Below are 19,647 nucleotides of genomic sequence, written 5' to 3' on the forward strand. Positions count from 1 at the left end.
GTACTTCCAGCCCGTGAGATTTCCATGACCACCGTAACGATCCAAGCCGACATCAAAGCCAAATGGCCCCAAGGGCAAAGCTCCTACAGCCCCACCAACCCGGAAGAAATGGCGATCATCGGTATCGACCTGCTGGTCAAGGAGCTGGGCACCCAAGCTGCACAAGCATTCATCGGCCAGGTATTCGAGAAATATCCGGCCGACCATATGGGCGCACCAGCGCACAAATAAGAATCGGCCGCCGAACGCTGACCGGTAAACGCCTTACTTCAGACGCGCCAGACGCTCGGTCAGCAGATCGAAGAAGCCCTGGGCGTCGCCGTTCTCCACCCAAAACACATTCTTCTCCTGCTTGAGTCCGTCATACCAATCGACGATGGTCTGGCCGAAAGTCGGACCTTCGCGGCTGTCTACGACCATATTGGCCTGACGACCGCTGAACAGCGAAGGCTTGAGCAGGTAGGCAACCACGGTCGCATCGTGGACCGGACCGCCTGGAATGCCGTAGTGCTCCATGTCACCCTTGACGTACTCATTCAGAATGCTGCTGACGACCTTGCTTGCGTTGTTGTTCAGGTCCGCAATCTTTTTCAGGCGCGCATCGCTGGTGAGGACTTTATGGGTCACATCCAACGGCAGGTAAGTCAGCTTCACACCGCTTTTGAGCACGATCTCAGCCGCGACTGGATCGGCGAACAGGTTGAACTCGGCCACCGGCGTGATATTACCGCCATTGAAGTGCGCGCCGCCCATCACCACCACTTCCTTGATGCCTTGGGTGATTTCCGGCGCCTGGGTCAGCGCCAGTGCCAGGTTGGTCTGCGGACCGAGCATGGCGATGGTAATGCTGTGCGGCTTGGCGCTGCCCAGGGTCTTGATCAGGTAGTCAACGGCATTACCTTCGGCCAGGCCTTTTTTCGGCTCGTGCACGGTGACGCCGGAAATGCCTTCCTTGCCATGGATGTTCTCGGCATAGATCGGCTTGCGCAACAGCGGCGCGGGTGCACCGGCATACACCGGGATATCCTCACGCCCTGCCCACTCGCGCGCCAGGCGTGCATTGCGGGAGGTCTTGTCCAGGCGCACGTTACCGGCGACGGTGGTCAGCGCACGAATGCTCAACTCCTCTGGCGAAGCCATGGCAAACAACAGCGCCACCACATCATCGGCGCCCGGATCAGTATCGATGATCAGGTCGATTTTTTCCGCCGCCTGGGCGCTTGCTGCTGTGAGCGCGGACAAAAGCAGGACACTCCGGAACAGGTTTTTCAGGGTAGGTAGACCACGTTGCATAAAGCACTCCTTGTCATAGGGGGGACGCTAGAACGTTACGCCGGACACCAGCGCGATATTGCAATAAGGCTGGCATTCGCCGGTGCGCACAACCGCGCGGGCGTTGCGACTCAGTTGCTTGAACTGATCATGGCTGAGCAGGCGTCGTTCACCCAACGCGGCCTGCTCTGTGAGTGTATTGAGTTCGGTCAGCGCAGGCGGTTGCTTGAGCAGGATTTCTTCGGCCAGCACGTGGCTTTCTACCTGCATTTCGCTCAGCACAATGCGTAATGTGCTGATGAAATCCGGAATGCCCTGGGTCAGCGCCAGGTCGATCAGTTCCACACCGGGAGGTACCGGCAGGCCGGCATCGCCGATGACAAGGATGTCACCGTGGCCAAGGGACGCGATCACGCGTGAAAGGGCAATATTGAGCAGGGGGGTCTTTTTCATGAAGGCACAAAACCTTGTACGTCGTGCAGCGTAGGAATGGAAGGCTGAGCGCCGTTACGGGTGACCGACAGCGCTGCCGCGACCTGGCCAAAACGGATGGCCTCGAGCTCGCTCTTGCCAGCAGCCAGTGCAGCGGCAAAGCCACCGACGAAGGTGTCGCCGGCGGCCGTGGTGTCCGCCGCCTTGACCTTTGGCGCGACCAGATGCTCGAAGCTTTTACCATCCGCGAACAGCGCGCCCTGGGCGCCCAGGGTGATGATGACTTTGCCCGCCCCCGCCTTGATCAGCGCCATCGCGGCGACCTTGGCGCTGTCGAGCGAGTCGACCGCCACACCGCTCAGGGCGGTGGCCTCACTTTCATTGGGGATCAGGTAGTCGATCGAGGCGTACCACTGCGCGGGCAGGGGTCCGCTTGCCGGGGCCGGATTGAGGATGACCGTCTTGCCCAACTCACGACCGCGCTTGAGCGTATAGCCAACGGTGTCCATCGGCACTTCAAGCTGGCAGATGATCACCTCTGCCGCCTGCAGCACAGCGTCGCAGGTTTTCAGCGACTCGGGCGTCAACTCACCGTTGCTACCCGCCACAATAACAATTGCGTTCTGGCTGTTGTCATCCACCACGATCAACGCCACACCGCTGGAACCTTCCACGGTGCTGATCGCTTGGCAATCGATACCTTCCACCACCAATGCCTCGCGCAGCTGACTGCCATAGGCGTCGGTGCCGATGCAACCAATCATCGCCACGCTGGCCCCCAGGCGCGCCGATGCGACGGCCTGGTTGGCGCCCTTGCCTCCGGGAACGGTGGAAAAGCTTTGGCCGACCAGGGTTTCACCGGCATGCGGCAAGCGACTGGCACGGGTGACCAGGTCCATGTTCAAGCTGCCTACTACCACTACTTTTGCTGGCATACATCGTTACTCATCAATTCGTTTCAGCGGTATTGGGCGAACACACCGGCCAATGGCGCCGTCGACTCACGCAAAACTATACTCGGCGTCACGATACGTTGATCGATCGGCAGTTGGGGTGTCGCTATTCGTTGCAGTAATAATTCGGCCGCGGTCTCGCCCAGCTGCAGGATCGACTGCCCGACCGTCGTCAATGCCGGGTACACGTAGCGCCCCATCTGGATGTCGTCAAAACCGATCACCGATAGCTCACCTGGCACACGGATATTTCGCTCGGCAGCGGCGCGCAGTACGCCAAAACCGATCATATCGTTGCTGGCGAAAATCGCGCTGGGCGGGTTTTCCGAGAGCAACTGCACCGCTGCGGTATAACCCCCGGTGCTGGTGAAGTCGCTTTCCAGGATACGGCTGACCAACACTTCCACACCGGCCTCACGCAACGCACGCTGGTAGCCGGCAAGGCGCATCTGCGCCACGCGGGTATGCCCCGGGCCGCCAATACAGGCAATGTCCCGATGCCCCAACTCCAGCAGGTGCCGGGTCGCGAGGTAAGCACCCTCTTCGTGGTCGATGCGTACCAGATCGACATCGATACCATCCAGCGCCCGGTCGACAATCACCATGGGCGTGCGCACCGCACTCAAGCCAGCGGCAAGGCCACTGTCATCACCACCTACCGACGTCACGATCAAGCCGTCGACGCGCTTTTCCAGCAGTACGCGCAAGTAACTGCGCTGCTTTTCAGCGTCGTCATCGGAGTTGCAGAGGATCACGCAGTAACCATTACGCTCGCAGTAATCCTCGATGCCACGGGCCAGCTCCGCGAAATACGGGTTGAGGCTGTTGGGCACCAGCAGGCCTATAGTGGCCGTGGTCTTGGCCTTGAGCGAACGTGCTACGGCACTGGGCACGTAGTCCAATTGCTTGATTGCCGCCTCGACCTTGATGCGTACCGGCTCGCTGACCGGCCGAGTCTTGTTCACCACATGGGACACCGTGGTGTAGGAAATACCTGCAAGCGCTGCCACATCCTTGATCGTTGCCATGGTTCAGCCCCGCCGACTGGCGCGCTGGCTGCGGTAAGTATCGAGGACGACGGCGATCACGATCACTGCACCGGTAATGATGCGTTTCGTGGGTTCCGTTGCGCCGATCTGCGCCAAGCCGGCAGCCAATACCGAAATGATCAACACACCGAAGAACGTACTGATGACCGAACCGCGCCCGCCCATCAGGCTGGTGCCGCCAATCACCACGGCGGCAATCACTTGCAGTTCCAGGCCCGAACCGGCGTTCGGATCCGCCGCTTCCAGACGCGAAATCTGGAACAGGGCAGCCACACCGGCCAACAGGCCCATCAGGCTGAACACCAGGATCTTGTAGGGTTTGGGATTGATGCCAGCCAGGCGCACCGCCTCTTCGTTGGTGCCGATACCGATCAGGTAACGCCCGAATACAGTACGGGTCAGAACCAGCTGGGCCGCAATGATCACCAGCAGCGCGATGATGAACGATGGTGAAATGCCAAACGCAATCGGGTTGGACAGCCAGGCAAACGAGTCACCGATATAGGCGGTGCGCGAGCCTGTCATTTGGTAGGCCACGCCACGCGCCATCTCCAGCACACCCAGGGACACGATAAATGACGGAATGCGCCAGGCCACGGTGATGGAGCCGGTGATGGTACCGGCCAATGCGGCGCAACCCATGCCCAGCAAAGCGGCGGGCAGCACGCTCCAGCCCCAGCCAAGAATCGCCACGCTGACCGCCGACGCCGCCAATGCCAGCACGGAACCTACCGACAGATCGATGCCGCCGATGATGAGGATGAAGGTCATGCCCACCGCCAGCACCATCAGGTCCGGAATCTGGTTGGCCAGGGTGCTGAAGGTGTCATAGGACAGGAAGTGGTCGCTGAGCACCGAGAACAGCGCAATCATCGCCAGCAAAGCACCCGCCAGGCCCAGGTAAGTACCCAGGCCATAGAAGTTGCCGCCAGTCTTACCGGGGGAAATGCTTGTTTTCATGGGGTATTCCTAGGCGCTGCTTCGTTGAGCAGCTCGTCACGTTTCTGATAGCCGGCAAAGGCGGCGGCGAGCAATTCGTCCTGGGTCCAGCTGTCACGCTCGAAGGTCTGGATCAGGCGTCCGGCGGACAATACGCCGATGCGGTCACAGATCAGCATCAGCTCACGCAGGTCACTGGACACCACCACCAACGCCTTACCCTGGCGCGTCAGTTCGCCGAGCAAGGCGTAGATGTCGAACTTGGCGCCGACATCGATGCCCCGGGTCGGCTCATCGAACAGCATCACCGAACAATCGCGCTCCAGCCAACGGCCGATCACCACCTTCTGCTGGTTGCCCCCCGACAGCTCGGAGACCAATTGCGCCGGGCTGGAACTGCGGATCCGCATCGCGTCGATCTGGCGCTTGGCCAAGGCCGTTTCATCGCGGCTATTGACCAGGCCGCCACCGGAGATTTCCGGCATGTTGCCCAGGGCGATATTGGCGCTGATGGACTGAGTCAGCAGCAGGCCCTCGCCTTTGCGGTCTTCGGTGATCAGGGCAATGCCGTGACCGACCGCGTCCACCGGCGAGCGGATACTCACCACCTTGGCCGGCGAGCCCAGGGCCACGGTGCCGCTGTCGGCCAGGTCGGCGCCGAAGATCAGGCGGAGCAATTCGGTGCGACCGGCGCCGATCAAGCCGGAGATGCCATAAATCTCGCCAGCTCGCACTGCAAATGAGACGTCGCGAACCTTGTCCGAGCGGCTCAGGCCGGTCACGGTCAAGGCCGGGGCACCAATCGTACGCGGGCCCAGGTCGATGTGTTCGCCCAGCTCGCGACCGACCATCAAGGTCACCAACTGCTCGCTGTTGTAATTGGCCATCGGCTCGACGCAGACCAGCTTGCCGTCGCGCAGTACCGCAATGCGCTGGGCGACACGGGCCAGCTCTTCCAGCCGGTGCGAAATATAGATGATCGCCACGCCTCGGGCCTGCAGGCGGGTGATTTGTTCAAACAGCATCTCGACTTCACGGGCGGTGAGCATGGCCGTGGGTTCGTCGAGGATCAGTACATGACAGTCGCCGATCAGGTTACGGGCAATCTCGACCATTTGCTGATGACCAATGCCCAGGCTGCCAACCAGCGTATCCGGGTCGATCGCGTCCAGGCCGACCTGGGCCATGGCTTCGATCGCAGACTTGCGCAGTTGTTTGCGGCTGATCCAGCCACAGCTGCTTGGCAGATTATCCAGGAACAGGTTTTCAGCCACCGTCAGTGTCGGCAGCAGGTTGAGTTCCTGCATGACCATGCGTACGCCCAAGGCTTCGGCCTGGGTACGGCTGGCGGGGCAAAAATCCTGGCCATTGAACTGCATGTGCCCAGTGGTCGGCGTGACCAGGCCGCCAATGATCTTCGACAAGGTACTTTTGCCTGCGCCGTTCTCACCGGTCAGCGCCAGCACTTCCCCGCGATTGAGCGTCAGGGTGATGTCGGACAGAACCGGCTGGGCATAGGTCTTACCGATACCGCTGACCGAGAGGACAGCGTTCGGGGCGGAAGATGACATAGGAAAATCTCCAGGCGCCCGCCCAGGACGAGCGAGCGCTGTTGGGTACTGCCAGGATTACTTCTTGAGGACGAGTTCGACCGGGGTTTCGATCACGCCATCTTTGGCATCGACTTTTTCACCCTTGACCAGCTTCAACGCGTTCTGGATACCGAACACGGCTTGCTGGGCGGCAGCCTGGTCGGCAGTCGCGAGCACACGTCCATCCTGCAGCATCGGCTTGATGGCTTCGATGTTGTCGTAGCCTACGACCAGCACCTTGCCGGCCTTGCCCGCTGCACGTACAGCAGAGACGGCACCCAGGGCCATGTTGTCATTGCCAGCCAGCAGCGCCTTGAGATCGGGGTGTTCACTCAGCATCGCCGACGCAACCTTTTGGCCCTGGTCGATTTCCCAGTTACCGGATTGGGTGGAGACGATCTTCATGCCCGCGGCGTCCATCGCGTCTTTGTAGCCTGCGGTACGCTGCTGGGCGTTGGTGGTGGTCGGTACGCCTTCGATGATGCCAACCTTGTCACCCGCGGAGAGTTGCTTGGCCAGGTAGTCGCCTACCAGCTTGGAGCCTTTGCGGTTGTCCGGGCCTACGAAAGGAATATCGAGGTTTTTGCTTTTGAGTACGTCAGGGTCAAGGCGGTTGTCGATGTTGACGACCTTGATACCAGCGTCAGAGGCTTTCTTCAGTACGTTGGCCAGCGCTTTGGAATCGGCGGGTGCGATCACAATGGCGTTGACCTTGGAATTGATCATTTCATTAACGATGGCAATCTGTGCGCTGGTGTCGGTTTCGTTCTTGATACCGTTGGTAATCATGTCGAAATCGGCGGTGTGTTCTTTCTGATAAGCCTTCGCGCCCTCTTGCATCGTGACGAAGAACTCATTGGCAAGGGACTTCATCACCAGGCCAACCTTGGGCTTGGCGGCGGCGTCTTCAGCAAATGCAGAGGAGAGAGGTAAAGCGGCGGATGCGGCAGCAAGCACAGCGACAGCAAGAAGACGTCCAGCAAATGGCAGCTTCATGGGTTCACTCCGATCTTATGATTATTGTGAGCAACGCTTGCACCGAAGAGCCTCCGGCAGCCTCCCACCTGGGTGGCCGATACGAGCTGGCACGGTACTCAAAGAGTGCGCCGTGAAATATCTCGCAAACGTTTGCGTTAAACAAACTATGAGAACCTTGTCGGGATTTGTCAACGGTAGAAAACAAGCCTTCCATCCAGCTGTGCAGAACTGGCTGCTCGATCGAAGCCACTGATACGTTTAAGCAAAGCCCTTTACCGAATAATCCCTGAAGCGACAGATCACGCCCGCCGAAGCCGTACGAGCCACCAGGATAATCTGTATAGGCTTTCGGACAACCGAACACAACAACCCTGCGCCGTTCGGAAAGCCGGACGAGGCGTCGCGCCAGCGATCTTAAATTTTGATAAAACTTGTTCTAAATCAAAACGTTAAATTAAAACAGCAAGCACTATCAGTCTGGTATGAATCCTGCTCTTTCCCAGCACCCTGCGGCGCTCAGAACCGCCCGGGTGTTCTAGATGAACCTGCAACAGCACTCATCAAAAACCAGAGAGAAAAATAATGACATCTGCACTGAAGAACTTTGTCCCGGGCGCCCTCGCGCTCCTGCTGCTGTTCCCCTTTGCCGCCCAGGCAAAAGAAGTTGAAACCAAGGCTAAACTGTCCAACGTGGTCATCCTGGCTACAGGCGGCACCATCGCCGGTGCCGGTGCCAGTGCCGCCAATAGCGCTACCTACCAGGCAGCCAAGGTCGGCATCGAGCAACTGATTGCCGGCGTGCCCGAGCTTGGCCAGATCGCCAATGTGCGCGGCGAACAGGTGATGCAAATTGCCTCGGAAAGCATCAACAACGAAAACCTGCTGCAACTGGGCCGTCGCGTCGCTGAATTGGCCGACAGCAAGGATGTCGACGGCATCGTGATCACCCACGGCACCGACACCCTTGAAGAAACCGCCTACTTCCTCAACCTGGTGGAGAAAACCGACAAGCCTATCGTGGTGGTCGGTTCCATGCGCCCAGGCACTGCCATGTCGGCGGACGGGATGCTCAACCTGTACAACGCGGTTGCCGTCGCCGGCAGTAAGGATGCACGCGGCAAAGGCGTACTGGTCACCATGAACGACGAGATCCAATCGGGTCGCGACGTGAGCAAGATGATCAATATCAAGACCGAGGCCTTCAAGAGCCCATGGGGCCCGCTGGGCATGGTCGTTGAAGGCAAATCCTACTGGTTCCGCCTGCCGGCCAAGCGTCACACCATGGATTCGGAATTCGATATCAAAACCATCAAGAGCCTGCCAGATGTCGAAATTGCCTACGGCTATGGCAACGTGAGCGACACCGCCGTCAAGGCACTGGCCCAGGCTGGCGCCAAGGCCATCATCCATGCCGGTACCGGCAATGGCTCGGTATCCTCCAAGGTGGTCCCTGCCCTGCAGGAACTGCGCAAGCAAGGCGTGCAGATCATTCGCTCCTCCCACGTGAATGCCGGCGGTTTCGTCCTGCGTAACGCGGAACAACCTGATGACAAATATGACTGGGTTGCCGCCCATGACCTGAACCCGCAGAAAGCCCGGATCCTGGCAATGGTCGCCCTGACCAAGACCCAGGACAGCAAGGAACTGCAACGGATGTTCTGGGAATACTGATACCTGTTGATCGACCTGTAGGAGCGAGTTTGCTCGCGAAGAACGCTAACGATAACGCGCAAAGCCTGACTCACTGCGGCGCTATCACGTTTTTCGCGAGCAAGCTCGCTCCTACAGTTCCTTTGTCCCACCTCTCAACAAAGTTCCTTAATCGCTGTCAGACGAACTTCTTGAAATTTAAGCAGTTGCGAAATCGCCTACATTTAAATACTGTATGTGCGTACAGCCTATTAAGGAATGCTCCGTGGCAAAGCCCTCGTCCGCAGTACCCGCATCGCCTGACGCCTACCAGCGCCTGGCTATCCGCGTGCAAAAAATCATCAATTCGACCAACGCCCAGAAGGCCAAGGCAGCCTTGATCTTCCGTTTACCCGATGAGCCGGAGGACGAGTGGCAGCGTCTCCTGGAAGAAATTGCTGAAAACGACAATGTCACCCTGGCTTATCGGGATGACGGCGGCGTGCAAATTTTCTGGGTTGTGCCGAAGGAAGATTGATTGAATGAGTGCCCGCTTTATTGCCCTGTGCTGTCTGTTTTTTACCGTCACCGCCCACGCCCAAGCCCCTCGAACCTTCAGCGAAGCCAAGAAAATTGCCTGGAAGCTCTACGCTCCGCAATCCACTGAGTTCTACTGCGGGTGTAAATACACCGGTAATCGTGTGAACCTGAAGGCTTGTGGCTATATCCCGCGCAAAAACGCCAACCGCGCTGCGCGCATCGAGTGGGAACACATCGTGCCGGCCTGGCAAATCGGACATCAGCGCCAATGCTGGCAAAGTGGCGGGCGAAAAAACTGCACGCGCCATGACGAGGTGTTCAAGCGCGCCGAAGCTGACCTGCACAACCTGGTGCCGAGCATCGGCGAAGTGAATGGCGACCGTAACAACTTCAGCTTTGGTTGGCTGCCGGTGCAAAGCGGGCAGTACGGCTCATGCCTGACCCAGGTGGATTTCAAGGCCAAGAAGGTCATGCCACGCCCTTCCATTCGTGGAATGATCGCACGCACGTATTTTTATATGAGCAAGCAGTACGGTCTGCGCCTGTCGAAACAGGACCGGCAACTGTATGAAGCCTGGAACAAGACTTATCCAGTGCAGACCTGGGAGCGCCAGCGCAACCAGACCGTGGCCTGTGTAATGGGGCGAGGCAACGAGTTTGTCGGCCCGGTGAACCTGAAGGCCTGCGGCTGAATGTGGGCGGGGATGCCGCCCACTCAGGCCTTACTGTGCAGCCTTGTGTTCGACGATCTCCGACACCGTATCGGTTTTTTTGGCCCTGGCCATCTTTTCGTTAAGCAAAGCCTGCCTGGCTTCGGCCTCCGCTTTGGTCGCGAACGGCCCCAGCCGCACTTCATCCTTGCCATCGACCTTCACGATGTAAAAACTGAAACCATGCTCCAGCAACCAGGCGGTCAGGTCAGTGATCGCCTGCAGCTTGTGGTCCGGCGGGCCGACCCATAGATCCCATTCCTGAGCGGCAATCGCGCCGGTTTGTGGCAGGTTTTCAGTCACGGCAGGCTTGGCCTTGGGGGCATCGACCGACTTACCTTCACCGCATCCGGCCAACGCCAACACCACAATTGCCATCGCTACTTTACGCACTGCCCTGCTCCTTTGAGGATCAAAGAGGCGACTTTACCATTCGCTGTCTATTCTGGCCGTCATAAACGTTGGCTTAAACAATGCGAATGATGTATCGCGACCTGTATGATGCCGCCATGGGAATTAATGTCGCCTCTATGCGTCCTAAAAGAGGCAGTCACAGGGAAGCGCTTCGCAGTAAGCTACACACATCCGACACCTGCCCTGTCTGAAACATGTGTCCTTAAAAGTAATCAAGGAGAAGTCCATGCTTATACTCACCCGCAAAGTCGGTGAAAGCATAAACATCGGTGATGACATTACGATCACCATCCTGGGCGTTAGCGGCCAGCAAGTACGAATCGGCATCAACGCCCCCAAGGATGTTGCCGTGCATCGCGAGGAGATTTACCAGCGCATCCAGGCTGGCCTGACTGCACCCGACAAAAACCAGACGCCTTGAAACGCCTCAGTAGCCAGCCTTTTCGTTCATTGTAATGGCTGGCGAAAACCCAATCGGCCTGCTCGCGCTTTTTTGCGTGACCAGCGCGTCCTTTGCATGTCTCTTCGCTGCAAGATGAAACTTTCAGCGTAGCTGGAACTTGTCGATCTGTTCGTAGCCCAATTTGTGACGCTTTTTTCCGCCATCCGAGTGCATTCAGGAGCACGTCGATGAGGCCAGTCGCGACGCCCCCACTTGTTACCCGATCCTGGATGATCGCCCTGCTGATAGGCTTGGTTTTCCTGGCGCTCGGGTATGGGTTGAGAGTGGAAGCTGAACGGGCCTTTACCGATGACCACGCCTGGCTGGACTTGACACTTCTGCTGTGTGGTTACTTGCTGGTGTTCTGCCTCAAACCCATGCAAAAGGTTATTTTGCGCAAGTTGTGCCAACGCGCAGCTGATCGTGCACACCAGCAAACCCTACGCTGATACCGCTGCATGCTATCGGATCGCCGGTATTTACAGTTGAGCAACAAGACCTATGCTTGGGCATGCACAGTCAGTCAAAGGTGCAGGAACAGATGGACACGCTCAGCAAATCCCAAATCGAAACAGCCTTGGCAGACCGCCTTCCCAGCTACAGGGTTGAGTGCACACTGCATGCCGACGGTACCTTGTCAGCCGTTCTCAGCGGCCCGGAAACCGATCATTTTGCGGTTACTGGAATCGTGCGGGCGCATTATCACGGCACTGAAGCCATCAATCGGCTCGCCACAGAGATACTCAGGGAAATGGTGTTGTCGCGTCAGGGAATGAAAAGCAGCCGGTTGCAAGCAGTCGCCTGTACAGAAGGCCGAGCCCAGTAAAGGCTCGGCCTTCTGTGCATCAAGGTGTCAACGATGAACACAAAGCAAGCCATCAGCGTCGCGTAGCGCCCGCAACCCGTTATACCCCTCGATACAAGCATGATCAGTCAGCATCGGCGTCAGGTGCGCAGAGGTTACGACCATGATATCCGCCCCCGCTGCCTCGCCCGCTCGGATGCCCACGGTGGCGTCCTCGAATATCAGGCAGTCTTGCACAGACACGCCCAGGCGCTGGGCACCCAGCACATAGCAGGCCGGATCCGGCTTGCCGCTCGCCACGTCTTCGGCTGTCACTAATACTTCCGGCACTGGAATGCCTGCCGCTTGCAGTCGGCGCATCGCCAATGCCTTTGGAGCGGATGTGACCAGCGCCCATTGATCGATGGGCAAGCCCTTCAAAAACTCTACAGCGCCAGGAATCGCAACAACCCCTTCGACATCATTCAACTCAGCCTCGGTGATCCACCGGGCTTCCACCTCGGGATCGACACCCGGCAAGGCCTGGCGAGTAATGGTATCAATCGCGCGGGCGCCATGAATGGTGGTCAGAAAGGCCTCCACGTCCAGGCCGTGACGTTCCGCCCAGATACTCCATACCCGCTCGGCTGCGGCGATGGAGTTAAGCAGGGTCCCGTCCATGTCGAACAGGAAGGCGCGATAGCGCCGGGTAAACACAGTTGGATTCGGGATGGACACTAGGCGGCTTCCTCATGAGCTGGACCCCTGTAATCTACGGATCACCTTCACGCTTGTAAACGCTGAGCCCCCTCAAACCGCCTACGTATCGGTCTCACGTCAAGAATGACGAACTTGTCATGATCCTGTTGGTTGGCTGTTGGGATTGCCTGGTTACCGTGAACTCACTGCCACTGCGGCAGCCAATCCGTAACGAGAGATACCACCATGAAACTGTTTACCCTCGGTTTTGCCGCTCTGCTCACCACCGGCTCGGCGTTCGCTGCCGACACGGTCCCTGCCTCCAACGTCATTCATGACCAGACCGGCTTCTTCGTACACCTGGATGTCGCCAAGGTGCTGTCGAGCACCGACACCTATGGCCAATGCGGAGTCGTACCGGCGCAATTGCGTTACCTGGACCACCAGGACCGCGAACACGTGCTGGATTACCAGGTCCAGGGCATCGGTTGCGCCAGTGACAATTGATCGGGCTACACTTGCGCCACTTATTGAAGCAGGACATCAGCCATGAACATCCTCGTAGTCGAAGACGAACCCAAGGCCGGCAATTATCTGCTCAACGGCCTGCAGGAGCTGGGCCACTCAGTAAGCCTGGCCCGCGATGGCGTGGATGGATTGCACCAGGCCCTGGAGACGCCCTTCGACGTGATTGTGCTGGACGTGATGATGCCGAAGATGGACGGCTGGGAAGTGCTGCGCCGCCTGCGTAAAGAAGCCGATACGCCGGTGCTGTTCCTCACCGCCCGGGATGATATCGCCGACCGCATCAAAGGCCTGGAACTGGGTGCCGACGACTACCTGATCAAGCCCTTCTCCTTCGCCGAGCTGGTCGCACGCCTGCGCACCCTCAACCGCCGCGGCCCCAGCCGCGAGGAAGAACAGCTGCACATCGCCGACCTGCACATTGACGTGCTCAAGCGCCGTGTCACCCGTGCCGGCACGCGCATTACCCTGACCAACAAGGAGTTCGCCCTGCTGCACCTGTTCGCCACGCACCAGGACCAGGTGCTGTCCCGCTCGTTGATCGCCTCGCGGGTATGGGACATGAACTTCGACAGCGACACCAACGTAGTGGATGTGGCCGTCAGACGCCTGCGCCTGAAAATCGACGACCCGTTCCAGCTCAAGCTGATCCACAGCGTGCGGGGCATTGGCTACCGCTTCGATACCCAGCCATGAACCGTCATCGCCACTACTCCCTGACCCTGCGCCTGGCGCTGATCTTCGCCTTGCTCGCCTTCGCCTTGCTGGCAACCCTGGGCGTGACGTTGTACCGCGAGCTGGAGCGTGAACTGATCAAGCGTGACGACGCCGCGCTGATCTCGCGCGCCAACCAACTGCGCAACCTGCTTAATGACGGCAACACCCTGGAGCTGATCAAATCCAAGCCGGAGCTGTTCCAGAATATGTTGGGCAACAGTGAGTCGGTATTGAGCATCGCCGCACCCGGGCAGCAAGCGTTATTGCTGGTGAACCCTGGCAACATCCAGATTCCCCCGGTATCGCCCGTGACGAAAGACCATGCGCTCGGGCTTGCCGACGTGCAGCATTTCCTCGATGTGAGCGGCGTACCGTTGGCCACAGTGGCGGCGTCCATCGACACCGGTGACCTGGGCAGCCTGCAAATCACCGTCGGGCGCCTGATGGCCGAGCGCACGACCATGCTCGCGCGTTATCGCTTGAACGTGTTCATCCTGGCCAGCATGGCAGCGGTGATCCTCGCCTTGGTCGGTTATGTGCTGGTACACCGTGGGTTGCTGCCGTTGCGGCGCCTGGCCAGCCATGCACAGGGCATCGGCGTCAGTAACCTGGCCGAACGTCTCGACAGCCACGGCGCCCCCAAAGAACTGCTGCCGATGATTGACTCCTTCAACACCATGCTTGAACGACTGGCCAAAGGTTTTATCCAACTGGGCCAGGTCTCCACCGATATGGCCCACGAGCTGCGTACCCCGATCAACAATTTGCTGGGTGAAACCCAGGTTGCCCTGCAACAGAGCCGCAGCATGGAGAGTTACCAACAACTGCTGGCCTCCAACGTCGAAGAGCTCGAACGCCTGGCGCGGATGCTCGATAACATGTTGTTCCTGGCCCGTACCGACCCTGCCAGCGCCTTGCGCCAACGCCAGGAGCTGGATGCAGCAGATGAAGTGGAACGCATCGCAGATTATTTCGAGGGGTTGGCCGGTGATGTGGGCATGCACATCGTTGGCTTGGGCGAAGGGGTGATCTGGGCTGAACCGATGCTACTGCGCCGAGCCCTGGCGAACCTGTGTGCCAATGCCATCAAGTATGGCGCGCCGAACACCGAGCTGAGTATCCAGGCAATCCCGACGACCGGAGGTACCCACCTGAGGGTCAGCAACCACGGCCAAACCATTGCCGCCGAGCATTTGCCCAGGTTGTTCGAACGCTTTTACCGGGTGGACGAATCCCGCGAATGTTCGTCCCAGTCCAACGGGCTGGGACTGTCGATTGTGGCGACCATCATGCAATTGCATAACGGCCGCTATGGCGTTACCAGTGAAGGCGGCGTGACGTGCTTCGAGTTGTTTTTTCCAGCACAGGAGGCCTGAACCTTCACCCGCTCAATCAAAGGCGCCATTGAGCACTTCGTAGATAATGCCACTGGCAATGGCCACCAAGATCAAGTCGGTTCCCGCTTGCTGCCATTCATAACCATCGTAATGAGGCAACCGTCCCAACAGGCGGCCGTCGAGCTTCTTGGCGATACCGGGTGGCAGCGGCTTGCCACGCGCCAGGTTCTTCTGGATACCTGGTGGCAATGCAGGCCCTGGGCTCCAGTAATCGCGATAACCGCCCAACACATTCAACACGCTCCCTCGATCAACGCTGGGGCCATGACCACCTGAGCCGCTTTTGCCTTTGGGCTTGTCGTAGCCTTGTGCTCCCTGGTTACCGCCTTTGTTATTACCCTGGCCCTGCTCTCCCTTGTTATTACCTTGACCCTTGCCATTACCGGGATCAGCCAGGGCAAGACCGCTACCCGCAAACAGCGCGAGGGACAACGCGATAGACACGAACTTCGGGCACTTGATCATGATGGTTTTCCAAGGTGGATACGCTTTTGAACTATAGCCGAAGTTGCCCCACCTATATACGCAGCCCAGCCGTCAGCTCACCTGCCCACCCGTTTCGACCACATCGGCCTGGGTGAGCCAAGCCGTAAAGACCGCCAGCCGCAAGCCTTCAACCTGCGAAGGCTGACCCGGTGGTGGAGAGCTCGGGATATGGATAAACCCACTGCGTATCCCGCCCCCAACCAGCCGATGTTGCAAAAGATAGAACACCTGGTTGCACACAAAGGTTCCCGCCGTTTGCGAAACCGCTGCGGCAACACCCGCCTCGCGTAGCGCCTTGACCATGGCCTTGATCGGCAACGTCGAGAAGTACGCAGCCGGGCCATCGACCACCACCGCCGTATCAATCGGTTGTTGCCCGAGGTTGTCGGGGATGCGTGCGTCGTTGATATTGATCGCCACCCGCTCGATGGACATCTCGCTGCGCCCAGGTGCCAGGCCGGTAGCAATCACCATCGACGGGTTCAACTCGCTGATCAGTTGGGCCAGGTACGCACCTGCGGTGGCAAAGGCGCACGGCAAGCAACGCGCGACAATCCGCACGCCCTCGACCACTTGCACGCCATCGAGCTGTCGCGCCGCCTCCCAGGAGGGGTTCACCAAGTCGTTATCAAAGGGCTCGAAGCCCGTCAGCAGCACCGTTTGCATATGAGCCTCACATCAACAGATAAAGCAGCACGATATTGACCACCAGCATCATCAGCGCCGTGGGTATCTGGGCCTTGATCACCGCGTTTTTATCAGGCAGCTCCAATAACGCTGCCGGTACGATGTTGAAGTTGGCCGCCATCGGCGTCATCAGCGTACCGCAGTAGCCGGAAAACATGCCGATCGCCGCCATCACCGCGGGGTTGCCGCCATAAATCCCCACCAGTACCGGCACGCCGACGCCACCTGTCATGACCGGGAACGCCGCGAAGCCATTACCCATGATCACGGTAAACAAGGCCATACCCAGCACATACACCATAACCGCCACCAACTTGTAATCCAGGTTGATATAAGTGGTGGTGACGTGGGCGACAGCAGTGCCCACCCCAGCTTCATTGAACAGCAAGCCGAGCATCGCCAGCATCTGCGGCAGCACCATCGCCCAGCCCAGGGCCTCGGTCAGGCGGCGCGACTCGCGCAAGGCTTGTACCGGCGTATCGCGGGTCAGCCAGCAGGCCAGGCCCAAGGCAATCAGGCAGCCGATGCCGAGGGACACAAAGGTGGTGTTCTTCGGGTCCAGCAGCGGTACACCGCCTATTTCAGTGTGTTTGAGCAATACCGAACCAATCACCGTGGTCAGCGGGATCGCCAACGCCGGGATAAACAATTTATGGCCCAGGCGCCCGGCACTGGCGCGGGACGCCTTGTCGTGCAATTCGGCGTGCTGGCCACGACCAACACCGCCCAGCCCTGCGATCAACGCCATCACCACTACACCGACACCGATGACCACCGAAGGCAGGCGCTCCCCCACCAGGAACGGTATGGCGAACAGCAGCCAGAACAGCGCGCTGGACCAGCGCTTGGGATGGGAGCGATCGAGCAGGATCATGCCCGCGGTGATCAGCAACAGCACACCGGCCAGCCAGTACAGGTATTGAATGGAAATGATCATTGCGCAGCCTCCACCGGAGCGGTAGCCGGGCTCATCTCTCGGGTCAGGCGTCGATCAAAACGATGCAGGCGGATAGCGTGAATGATGAAGGCACAGATCGCCGTGGGAATGCCCCATACGGCAATGTGCAACGGTTCCACATCAATGCCCGAGCCCAACAGGAAGGTATGCATCAACGCAATCGCACCGAAAGCGACAAAAATATCTTCACCGAAAAACAGCCCGACGTTGTCGGTGGCCGCGCACATGGCCAATACCTTATGCCGCAGCTTGTCCGGCAGCTTGCCGTAGCGTTTTTCCGCCGCGCCTTCGGCCATGGGCGCCAACAGCGGGCGCACCATTTGCGGGTGCCCACCCAGGCTGGTAAGCCCCATGGCGGCCGTGGATTCACGCACAAACAGATACATGATCAGCAAACGCCCAACCGTGGCGCGTTCGAAGCGGGCGATCCAGTTCTGCGCATGCAGGCGCAGGCCATGGCGCTCCAACAGGCCAATCACCGCCAGCGGCAGTAACAGAATCAATTGCAGGGCACGGGTCTGGAGGAAGCCATCGCCCATGGTGGCGAGAATTTTTTCCAGCGGGAACTGGGCGGCGAACCCGGTGGCGATGGCGGCCGCGGTGACTACCAACAGCGGATTGAAGCGCAATACAAAGCCGACCACGATGACAAGTACGCCGATCAACGGCCATAAGTTCACAACTGTTTGCATGGCGGGGAGGTCCTTTAGTGCGCGCTGCGGCGCCATTACAGCAGGATGTGGGCAAAGGGCTCACAGCATGAATGGGCGTGCAGTCGGCTCGGTTTTTTTATTGTTGACCCGGAAGGTCGAGCGTCAGTGGCGGCAACTTTGCTGCCTGGGGACGGGGAGTGTCCAACAAGAAAAATTGTTGCTGCAAACCAATAATTTTTGTGGGGGATGGCACCGAGCAATCGAACGCCAGCAGGTGGATTCAGACCCGGTTTTTTTGAAAAAAGATGTATGGATTCCCGAAGAGGAACTGATCATCGGTTCAGCCATATGGATTCCCAAACAGAACCTATACTCCACAATGCAGCTGTGTGTACCTGCAGTTCGTTCACGGTGTTATGCCGACAATGAGGGCTCGCGCTATGTATGCCGGACAAATGAGTGATATGGCGACCACGATTGGCGAGATACGCTGCCAAGTGTTCGTCCAGATAATCTGCCTGCTGTCGGTGGCTACGCTGTTCTGCTGACCCACCCTTCAAACCTGAAAGTGCGCCGCGAGGCGTCTGTGGGTGACCATTGCCCAAATTCCAGGTAACAAAAAAGGGCCCACCTTTCGGTGAGCCCTTCCAGACCGCCCAGCAGAGCGGATTTTGTTTGGTAGGCGCGATTGGACTCGAACCAACGACCCCCACCATGTCAAGGTCTGCTAGGAGTAGGCTCCTAGCCCTGCTGCTCTTGGACTTCACAGAACGCCCATTCACATCTATGAGGCGTCAACAATGGCAAATTTCCGCTTACTTCCGTCCGGCAACTGGAATGCTCAGGTGCGGGTTAAAGGCAAATCTCCCCAGTCGAAAACCTTCAGCACCAAGGTCGAAGCAGAGTCATGGGCGAAACAAATCGAAGCTGTGACGTTGGATCGCAAGCACCACACCATCTATACGCTCGGGATGATTTACTGCGAAACCATGCTCAAGGGTAAAGGCAGCTACAACCACGCCCTAAAGATCGTTGAGCACCTAGGCAGGCATTTCACCCAGCCTATTCATGAAGTCACGCCGCAGATGATCAATGACTTCAAGATCATGCGACTGAAGAAGGTCAAGCCGTCCACGTGCAGGACGCAGCTTGCATTTATGTCCCGCTTCTACCGATTCGCCAAACGAGGGTTGTTGATCGACATTCATAATCCTGTCAGTGACATTGCACTTCCCAAACCTGACCGGTCTTCAGACAAGGTGGTACGTGCAAGCGAGCTTGAGCGATTACTGGCGAAGCTTTCTCCAACAATGAAGCTCATCGTTGAACTGGCATATGAGACTGCCATGCGGCGCTCTGAAATCCTGAAACTGACTAAAGACTGCCTGCATCTCAAGGATCGCATTGCCGATGTGATCGACGGGAAGAATGGCACGCGATCCGTTCCCCTCACCCGCCGAGCCGTTGAGATTCTGGAACTCGCCCAACTATGTGCCACTGTTGAACGCTACCCACACGGCATAGTCTTCAATGTCACTCCCCACGCAGTATCACAGGCTGTGCGTCTGGCACGTATAAAGGCTGGACTTGATAGCAGCGTCCGGCTGCACCAACTCAGGCATACGCGCATCACCAACGTGGCGAAGAAAGGATTCAACAATGCTCAGATCATGATCGTCTCAGGGCACAGGGACACTCGATCCGTCGCACGTTACTCTCACCTGAACGTCAAGGACGTACTGCACCTTATTGATTGAACATCCGAGTTGGGCTGCCAGCCTCGTTAGATCG

Annotated in this window: 25 protein-coding genes; 12 read left to right on the forward strand and 13 right to left on the reverse strand. The window is 58.4% G+C overall.

Annotated features, from left to right (window positions below):
* The first annotated feature begins 24 nt into the window (after positions 1–24).
* A complete protein-coding gene (locus tag KVH01_RS11625; protein WP_217881561.1) occupies positions 25–231 on the forward strand; it encodes a hypothetical protein in 207 nt (68 codons plus the stop codon).
* A gap of 33 nt (positions 232–264) precedes the next feature.
* On the opposite strand, the gene KVH01_RS11630 is transcribed toward KVH01_RS11625, so the two are convergent.
* From KVH01_RS11630 to KVH01_RS11660, 7 genes are read right to left on the reverse strand one after another with little or no spacing between them, the layout of a single operon-like run.
* A complete protein-coding gene (locus tag KVH01_RS11630) occupies positions 265–1,293 on the reverse strand; it encodes a nucleoside hydrolase (RefSeq protein WP_043049572.1) in 1,029 nt (342 codons plus the stop codon).
* Positions 1,294–1,320: 27 nt separating this feature from the next.
* Complete coding sequence (rbsD, locus tag KVH01_RS11635) at positions 1,321–1,725, reverse strand: D-ribose pyranase (protein WP_046068911.1); 405 nt, start codon at positions 1,723–1,725, stop codon at positions 1,321–1,323.
* Positions 1,722–2,639 carry a ribokinase gene (gene rbsK / locus KVH01_RS11640; RefSeq protein WP_217881562.1) on the reverse strand — a complete coding sequence of 306 codons (918 nt, stop codon included), beginning with the start codon at positions 2,637–2,639 and terminating at the stop codon, positions 1,722–1,724. The genes rbsD and rbsK overlap by 4 nt, the downstream gene beginning before the upstream one ends.
* 23 nt (positions 2,640–2,662) lie before the next feature.
* Positions 2,663–3,685 carry a LacI family DNA-binding transcriptional regulator gene (locus KVH01_RS11645; protein ID WP_217881563.1) on the reverse strand — a complete coding sequence of 341 codons (1,023 nt, stop codon included), beginning with the start codon at positions 3,683–3,685 and terminating at the stop codon, positions 2,663–2,665.
* Positions 3,686–3,688: 3 nt separating this feature from the next.
* A complete protein-coding gene (locus KVH01_RS11650; RefSeq protein ID WP_003192502.1) occupies positions 3,689–4,666 on the reverse strand; it encodes an ABC transporter permease in 978 nt (325 codons plus the stop codon).
* The gene (locus KVH01_RS11655; RefSeq protein ID WP_217881564.1) at positions 4,663–6,216 is read right to left on the reverse strand and encodes a sugar ABC transporter ATP-binding protein; all 1,554 of its coding nucleotides are present in this window, start codon (positions 6,214–6,216) and stop codon (positions 4,663–4,665) included. Before KVH01_RS11655 ends, KVH01_RS11650 begins: the two co-directional genes overlap by 4 nt.
* A 57-nt stretch (positions 6,217–6,273) precedes the next feature.
* Positions 6,274–7,233, reverse strand: a complete 960-nt coding sequence (locus KVH01_RS11660; RefSeq protein ID WP_043049567.1) for a sugar ABC transporter substrate-binding protein — start codon at positions 7,231–7,233, stop codon at positions 6,274–6,276.
* A gap of 564 nt (positions 7,234–7,797) precedes the next feature.
* Between KVH01_RS11660 and KVH01_RS11665 the strand changes: the two genes are divergently transcribed.
* The 3 genes from KVH01_RS11665 (at position 7,798) to KVH01_RS11675 (ending at position 10,076) form a co-directional block, all read left to right on the forward strand.
* The gene (locus tag KVH01_RS11665; protein ID WP_217881565.1) at positions 7,798–8,886 is read left to right on the forward strand and encodes an asparaginase; all 1,089 of its coding nucleotides are present in this window, start codon (positions 7,798–7,800) and stop codon (positions 8,884–8,886) included.
* Positions 8,887–9,130: 244 nt separating this feature from the next.
* Positions 9,131–9,382, forward strand: coding sequence for a DUF1654 domain-containing protein (locus KVH01_RS11670; protein ID WP_231989017.1), 252 nt, complete (start codon positions 9,131–9,133; stop codon positions 9,380–9,382).
* Between the two features lie 4 nt (positions 9,383–9,386).
* Positions 9,387–10,076 carry an endonuclease gene (locus tag KVH01_RS11675; RefSeq protein WP_217881566.1) on the forward strand — a complete coding sequence of 230 codons (690 nt, stop codon included), beginning with the start codon at positions 9,387–9,389 and terminating at the stop codon, positions 10,074–10,076.
* Positions 10,077–10,106: 30 nt separating this feature from the next.
* On the opposite strand, the gene KVH01_RS11680 is transcribed toward KVH01_RS11675, so the two are convergent.
* Positions 10,107–10,472, reverse strand: coding sequence for an SPOR domain-containing protein (locus tag KVH01_RS11680; protein ID WP_164486417.1), 366 nt, complete (start codon positions 10,470–10,472; stop codon positions 10,107–10,109).
* Between the two features lie 262 nt (positions 10,473–10,734).
* On the opposite strand from KVH01_RS11680, the gene csrA reads away from it, so the two are divergent.
* From csrA to KVH01_RS11695, 3 genes are all read left to right on the forward strand, one after another.
* Complete coding sequence (gene csrA / locus KVH01_RS11685) at positions 10,735–10,929, forward strand: carbon storage regulator CsrA (RefSeq protein WP_003192511.1); 195 nt, start codon at positions 10,735–10,737, stop codon at positions 10,927–10,929.
* Between the two features lie 209 nt (positions 10,930–11,138).
* Positions 11,139–11,399, forward strand: coding sequence for a hypothetical protein (locus KVH01_RS11690; RefSeq protein ID WP_043049561.1), 261 nt, complete (start codon positions 11,139–11,141; stop codon positions 11,397–11,399).
* Positions 11,400–11,491: 92 nt separating this feature from the next.
* Positions 11,492–11,776 (forward strand): hypothetical protein, encoded by a 285-nt coding sequence (locus tag KVH01_RS11695; protein ID WP_217881567.1) that lies wholly within the window; start codon positions 11,492–11,494, stop codon positions 11,774–11,776.
* 27 nt (positions 11,777–11,803) lie between these two features.
* Here KVH01_RS11695 and KVH01_RS11700 read toward each other — a convergent pair whose 3' ends face one another.
* Entirely contained in the window at positions 11,804–12,472 is a 669-nt protein-coding gene (locus KVH01_RS11700; RefSeq protein WP_217881568.1) for an HAD family hydrolase, read from the reverse strand.
* A 207-nt stretch (positions 12,473–12,679) separates the two neighbouring features.
* Between KVH01_RS11700 and KVH01_RS11705 the strand changes: the two genes are divergently transcribed.
* From KVH01_RS11705 to KVH01_RS11715, 3 genes are read left to right on the forward strand one after another with little or no spacing between them, the layout of a single operon-like run.
* On the forward strand, positions 12,680–12,940 hold the full coding sequence (locus KVH01_RS11705; RefSeq protein WP_043049558.1) for a DUF2790 domain-containing protein: 261 nt from the start codon (positions 12,680–12,682) through the stop codon (positions 12,938–12,940).
* Positions 12,941–12,982: 42 nt separating this feature from the next.
* On the forward strand, positions 12,983–13,654 hold the full coding sequence (locus tag KVH01_RS11710; protein ID WP_046068923.1) for a heavy metal response regulator transcription factor: 672 nt from the start codon (positions 12,983–12,985) through the stop codon (positions 13,652–13,654).
* Entirely contained in the window at positions 13,651–15,051 is a 1,401-nt protein-coding gene (locus tag KVH01_RS11715) for a heavy metal sensor histidine kinase (protein WP_217881569.1), read from the forward strand. Before KVH01_RS11710 ends, KVH01_RS11715 begins: the two co-directional genes overlap by 4 nt.
* A 12-nt stretch (positions 15,052–15,063) precedes the next feature.
* On the opposite strand, the gene KVH01_RS11720 is transcribed toward KVH01_RS11715, so the two are convergent.
* The 4 genes from KVH01_RS11720 to KVH01_RS11735 all read right to left on the reverse strand — a co-directional run bounded on the left by KVH01_RS11720 (position 15,064) and on the right by KVH01_RS11735 (position 17,895).
* Entirely contained in the window at positions 15,064–15,537 is a 474-nt protein-coding gene (locus tag KVH01_RS11720; RefSeq protein ID WP_217881570.1) for an anti-virulence regulator CigR family protein, read from the reverse strand.
* A gap of 72 nt (positions 15,538–15,609) precedes the next feature.
* Positions 15,610–16,224: a pyroglutamyl-peptidase I gene (gene pcp, locus KVH01_RS11725; protein WP_217881571.1), complete on the reverse strand. Its 615-nt coding sequence runs from the start codon at positions 16,222–16,224 to the stop codon at positions 15,610–15,612.
* A gap of 7 nt (positions 16,225–16,231) precedes the next feature.
* Positions 16,232–17,182: a DUF979 domain-containing protein gene (locus tag KVH01_RS11730; protein WP_046068927.1), complete on the reverse strand. Its 951-nt coding sequence runs from the start codon at positions 17,180–17,182 to the stop codon at positions 16,232–16,234.
* Positions 17,179–17,895 carry a DUF969 domain-containing protein gene (locus KVH01_RS11735; protein WP_043049552.1) on the reverse strand — a complete coding sequence of 239 codons (717 nt, stop codon included), beginning with the start codon at positions 17,893–17,895 and terminating at the stop codon, positions 17,179–17,181. The genes KVH01_RS11730 and KVH01_RS11735 overlap by 4 nt, the downstream gene beginning before the upstream one ends.
* A gap of 67 nt (positions 17,896–17,962) precedes the next feature.
* Between KVH01_RS11735 and KVH01_RS11740 the strand changes: the two genes are divergently transcribed.
* On the forward strand, positions 17,963–18,319 hold the full coding sequence (locus KVH01_RS11740) for a hypothetical protein (protein WP_225924160.1): 357 nt from the start codon (positions 17,963–17,965) through the stop codon (positions 18,317–18,319).
* A 337-nt stretch (positions 18,320–18,656) separates the two neighbouring features.
* Positions 18,657–19,613: a tyrosine-type recombinase/integrase gene (locus KVH01_RS11745; RefSeq protein WP_217881572.1), complete on the forward strand. Its 957-nt coding sequence runs from the start codon at positions 18,657–18,659 to the stop codon at positions 19,611–19,613.
* The last annotated feature ends 34 nt before the right edge of the window (positions 19,614–19,647 follow it).

Origin of the sequence: Pseudomonas khavaziana, from assembly GCF_019145205.1 — a bacterium.
GTDB classification, from domain to species: Bacteria; Pseudomonadota; Gammaproteobacteria; order Pseudomonadales; family Pseudomonadaceae; genus Aquipseudomonas; species Aquipseudomonas khavaziana.

Excerpts from the sequence above, each read along its gene's own strand:
- KVH01_RS11745 (WP_217881572.1), top strand. The coding sequence starts at position 18,657 with ATGGCAAATTTCCGCTTACTTCCGTCCGGCAACTGGAATGCTCAGGTG.
- KVH01_RS11660 (WP_043049567.1), bottom strand. The coding sequence starts at position 7,233 with ATGAAGCTGCCATTTGCTGGACGTCTTCTTGCTGTCGCTGTGCTTGCT.
- KVH01_RS11665 (WP_217881565.1), top strand. The coding sequence starts at position 7,798 with ATGACATCTGCACTGAAGAACTTTGTCCCGGGCGCCCTCGCGCTCCTG.
- KVH01_RS11705 (WP_043049558.1), top strand. The coding sequence starts at position 12,680 with ATGAAACTGTTTACCCTCGGTTTTGCCGCTCTGCTCACCACCGGCTCG.
- KVH01_RS11735 (WP_043049552.1), bottom strand. The coding sequence starts at position 17,895 with ATGCAAACAGTTGTGAACTTATGGCCGTTGATCGGCGTACTTGTCATC.
- KVH01_RS11630 (WP_043049572.1), bottom strand. The coding sequence starts at position 1,293 with ATGCAACGTGGTCTACCTACCCTGAAAAACCTGTTCCGGAGTGTCCTG.
- pcp (WP_217881571.1), bottom strand. The coding sequence starts at position 16,224 with ATGCAAACGGTGCTGCTGACGGGCTTCGAGCCCTTTGATAACGACTTG.
- KVH01_RS11650 (WP_003192502.1), bottom strand. The coding sequence starts at position 4,666 with ATGAAAACAAGCATTTCCCCCGGTAAGACTGGCGGCAACTTCTATGGC.
- KVH01_RS11675 (WP_217881566.1), top strand. The coding sequence starts at position 9,387 with ATGAGTGCCCGCTTTATTGCCCTGTGCTGTCTGTTTTTTACCGTCACC.
- KVH01_RS11715 (WP_217881569.1), top strand. The coding sequence starts at position 13,651 with ATGAACCGTCATCGCCACTACTCCCTGACCCTGCGCCTGGCGCTGATC.
- KVH01_RS11655 (WP_217881564.1), bottom strand. The coding sequence starts at position 6,216 with ATGTCATCTTCCGCCCCGAACGCTGTCCTCTCGGTCAGCGGTATCGGT.
- KVH01_RS11680 (WP_164486417.1), bottom strand. The coding sequence starts at position 10,472 with ATGGCAATTGTGGTGTTGGCGTTGGCCGGATGCGGTGAAGGTAAGTCG.
- rbsD (WP_046068911.1), bottom strand. The coding sequence starts at position 1,725 with ATGAAAAAGACCCCCCTGCTCAATATTGCCCTTTCACGCGTGATCGCG.
- KVH01_RS11645 (WP_217881563.1), bottom strand. The coding sequence starts at position 3,685 with ATGGCAACGATCAAGGATGTGGCAGCGCTTGCAGGTATTTCCTACACC.
- csrA (WP_003192511.1), top strand. The coding sequence starts at position 10,735 with ATGCTTATACTCACCCGCAAAGTCGGTGAAAGCATAAACATCGGTGAT.
- KVH01_RS11695 (WP_217881567.1), top strand. The coding sequence starts at position 11,492 with ATGGACACGCTCAGCAAATCCCAAATCGAAACAGCCTTGGCAGACCGC.
- rbsK (WP_217881562.1), bottom strand. The coding sequence starts at position 2,639 with ATGCCAGCAAAAGTAGTGGTAGTAGGCAGCTTGAACATGGACCTGGTC.
- KVH01_RS11690 (WP_043049561.1), top strand. The coding sequence starts at position 11,139 with ATGAGGCCAGTCGCGACGCCCCCACTTGTTACCCGATCCTGGATGATC.
- KVH01_RS11720 (WP_217881570.1), bottom strand. The coding sequence starts at position 15,537 with ATGATCAAGTGCCCGAAGTTCGTGTCTATCGCGTTGTCCCTCGCGCTG.
- KVH01_RS11730 (WP_046068927.1), bottom strand. The coding sequence starts at position 17,182 with ATGATCATTTCCATTCAATACCTGTACTGGCTGGCCGGTGTGCTGTTG.
- KVH01_RS11625 (WP_217881561.1), top strand. The coding sequence starts at position 25 with ATGACCACCGTAACGATCCAAGCCGACATCAAAGCCAAATGGCCCCAA.
- KVH01_RS11740 (WP_225924160.1), top strand. The coding sequence starts at position 17,963 with ATGAATGGGCGTGCAGTCGGCTCGGTTTTTTTATTGTTGACCCGGAAG.
- KVH01_RS11710 (WP_046068923.1), top strand. The coding sequence starts at position 12,983 with ATGAACATCCTCGTAGTCGAAGACGAACCCAAGGCCGGCAATTATCTG.